The following is a 3057-nucleotide window of genomic DNA, read 5'->3' as shown; positions in this document are numbered from 1 at the left end:
ATCCGACCTGTTCCAGGCCGGCGCGTTCATCCGGCACAATGTCGGTCCGGCCTACATCAGCGGCGCGCTGGCCTATGGCTGGCAGGATGTCACCACGGATCGCACGGTGACGGTTGCGGGTGTCGACCAGTTGCGCGCGCAGTTCAACGCCAATGCCTGGTCAGGCCGCATCGAAGGCGGCTATCGCTTCGTGTCCCACGGCTTCGGCTGGACGCCATACGCTGCCGGGCAATTCACCACGTTCGAATTGCCTGCTTATGCCGAGCAGGCGATCGTCGGCGCCAACACATTTGCGCTCGCCTACAATTCCAAGAGCGTCACCGCCACCCGCAGCGAACTCGGCCTGCGCACCGACAAATCCTTCGCGGTGCAAAACGGCATCTTCACCCTGCGCGGCCGCGCCGCCTGGGCGCATGACTTCAACCCGGACCGGGCCATCGCCGCCACGTTCCAGACGCTGCCGGGTGCGTCGTTCGTTGTGAACGGCGCAAGACAGGCCGCGGACGCCGCACTCGTGACCGGCTCGGCCGAAATGAAGTGGATCAACGGCTGGTCGATCGCCGGCACGTTTGAGGGCGAGTTCTCGAACGTGACCGAGAGCTACGCCGGCAAGGGCGTCGTGCGTTACGCCTGGTGATACTGGCAATTGGGGTGGGACGGCCGCGAGGGCGCAGGGCGTGAGGCCAAAACCTGGCAACGAACCATGTTGCCGAATTAGCGCACATCCATTCTAAGTGGTTTAGTCCGGTTCCATCCCATTGTTGCCCATTCCCGCCGCCGATAGGCTCGAAGCCTGAATCGCGCATTATATTTGTTTATTGGGAAATCGCCGTGGCGCAGCAGCTGCTCAAGACGCGCCATCGCGCCAAGTCGGACACCGCACTGACGGGATCGCTCGCACGGCTCGTTCGCCCCATTGCGATAGGGGCGTTCAGCGCCGCAGCCGCCGTGCTGACAGATGTGGCGCTCACCGAACGTGCCGCTGCAGAGACCTGGAATGGAAATACCGGGTTCTGGAGCAACGCGGCCGAATGGACTCCCGCCACCGTTCCCAATGCGATCGACGCAACTGCGACGTTCAACGCGGTCAGTCCCGGCACCAGCTTCGGCGTTGGTCTGGCCGGCGGTCCGTTCACGGTCGGTACGCTAAACCTCGATAGTTCCATCGCCAACAGCGGCTATACCATTGGAGGGGGTACGCTGATCATGCAGGTCAGTGCAGGGTCGGCGGCGATCAATGTGCAGAGCAGCAATTTCGTAAGCGACTTTGCCAGCGTCGGAACGCTGCAACTGAATTCCAATACGGTGATCACCACGGCCAGCTCCGCAGCACGTCTGAGAGTGGATGGCCTGGTCGCTGGCGCCGGCGCACTGACTGTCGCGGGTCCCGGCACCGTTACTCTGAATCAGGCCAACACCTACACCGGCGGCACCACGCTCACGGCCGGCACGCTCGAGATCGGGAACGCCACCGCGCTCGGCACGGGCAATGTGGCCTTCGACGCCGGCGCCTTGCGCTCGACTGTCACCGGCACGCTCGCAAACATCATCCTCGTCAACGGCGGCGGGACCTCCCACATCAGCGCGGCCAACGGCCAGACCTTGACCCTCACGGGCGGGTTCACCGCCGGCAACGGCGCCACGCGGATCCAATTCGGCGAAGCAGGCGGCACCGGCACCGTGGTCTGGTCGGCCGTGGGCGGCGGCGTCATCGGCGTGCCGAACTACACGCTGGACGTCCTCGGCGGCACGTTGCGCGGCACCAACAACACCCTCGGTTTCTTCGCGGCCAACGCAACCGCCACGAACATCGCCGCCGGTGCCACTGTCGACTTCGCCGCTCCAGGCGGCGGGTTTGTCGCCAATCTTCAGTCGGCCGGCACCGTCGTCATCAGCGGCGCCTCGCTGCTCGCCGGCGGCGGCCAGTCGAGCGGGGTGATCACCGGCGTCGGAGTCCTCACCGTCGCGACGCCGGGGGTATTGGCCTTTGGCACCAGCCTGCTCGTCCTCTCCGGCACCAACACCTATGCCGGCGGCACGACGATCCAGACGGGTGCGACCCTGCAACTCGGAGCCGGAGGCACGACCGGCTCGATCCTCGGCGACGTCGCCAACAGCGGCACGCTCGCCTTCAACCGCTCGAACGCGGTCCAGTTCGACGGCGTTATCTCAGGCACCGGTGCGCTGCGGAAAGACGGCGCCGGCGCGCTCAACCTCACCGCCATCAACACGTACACCGGCAACACGACGGTGAACGCAGGCACGCTTGCGGTGAACGGCTCGATCGCGTCGTCGGCGCTGACCACGGTGAATGCCGGCGCAACGCTCGGCGGCAACGGCACGGTCGGCAACACCACCATCAACACCGGCGGCACGCTGGCGCCGGGCAATTCGATCGGGCTGTTGACGGTGCAGGGCAGTCTCGTGTTCGCGGCGGCGTCGAGCTATCTGGTCGAGATCTCGCCGGCCAATGCCGATCGCACCAACGTCACCGGCGCAGCGACGCTGGGCGGCGCGACCGTGAATGCGAATTTTGCAGCCGGAACCTATGTCGAGAAGAAATACACGATCCTCAACGCCGGCAGCGTCAGCGGCACGTTCGGATCGGTCGTCAACACCAACCTGCCGGGTGGATTCAAATCGAGCCTCAGTTACGACGCCAACAATGCCTATCTCGACCTGGCGCTGATCTTCGTGCCGCCGCCAGGCACGGGCCTCAACATCAACCAGCAGAATGTCGGCAACGCCATCGTCAACTTCTTCAACACCACCGGCGGCATTCCAATCGTGTTCGGCGGATTGACGCCCGCAGGGCTGACGCAAATCTCGGGCGAGACCGCGACCGGATCGCAGCAGACCACGTTCAACGCGATGAACCTGTTCATGGGCGTGATGACCGACCCGTTCATTGCCGGCCGCGGCGATCCCATTAGCGCTGGCGGTAACCCGAATGCGTTCGCCGACGAGCAAACGCTGGCCTATGCCGCCAAGCGCAAGCCCAATGATGCGCTGGCGGCGATCTACACCAAGGCGCCGCCGGTGGTGCCCGTGTTCGCG

Annotated in this window: 2 protein-coding genes; both read left to right on the top strand. The window is 65.1% G+C overall.

Annotated features, from left to right (window positions below):
- Positions 1-637, top strand: a 637-nt coding sequence (locus tag ACSQ84_RS35920) for an autotransporter outer membrane beta-barrel domain-containing protein (RefSeq protein ID WP_436216494.1), incomplete at its 5' end; no start/stop codon positions are given.
- A gap of 194 nt (positions 638-831) precedes the next feature.
- On the top strand, positions 832-3057 hold a 2226-nt coding region (locus tag ACSQ84_RS35915; protein ID WP_436216493.1), incomplete at its 3' end, for a beta strand repeat-containing protein.

The organism is Bradyrhizobium sp. LjRoot220 (assembly GCF_964252915.1).
Lineage (GTDB): Bacteria > Pseudomonadota > Alphaproteobacteria > Rhizobiales > Xanthobacteraceae > Bradyrhizobium.
The sequence above is the reverse complement of the archived record's forward strand: the minus strand, read 5'-3'. Positions and strand labels throughout refer to the sequence as shown.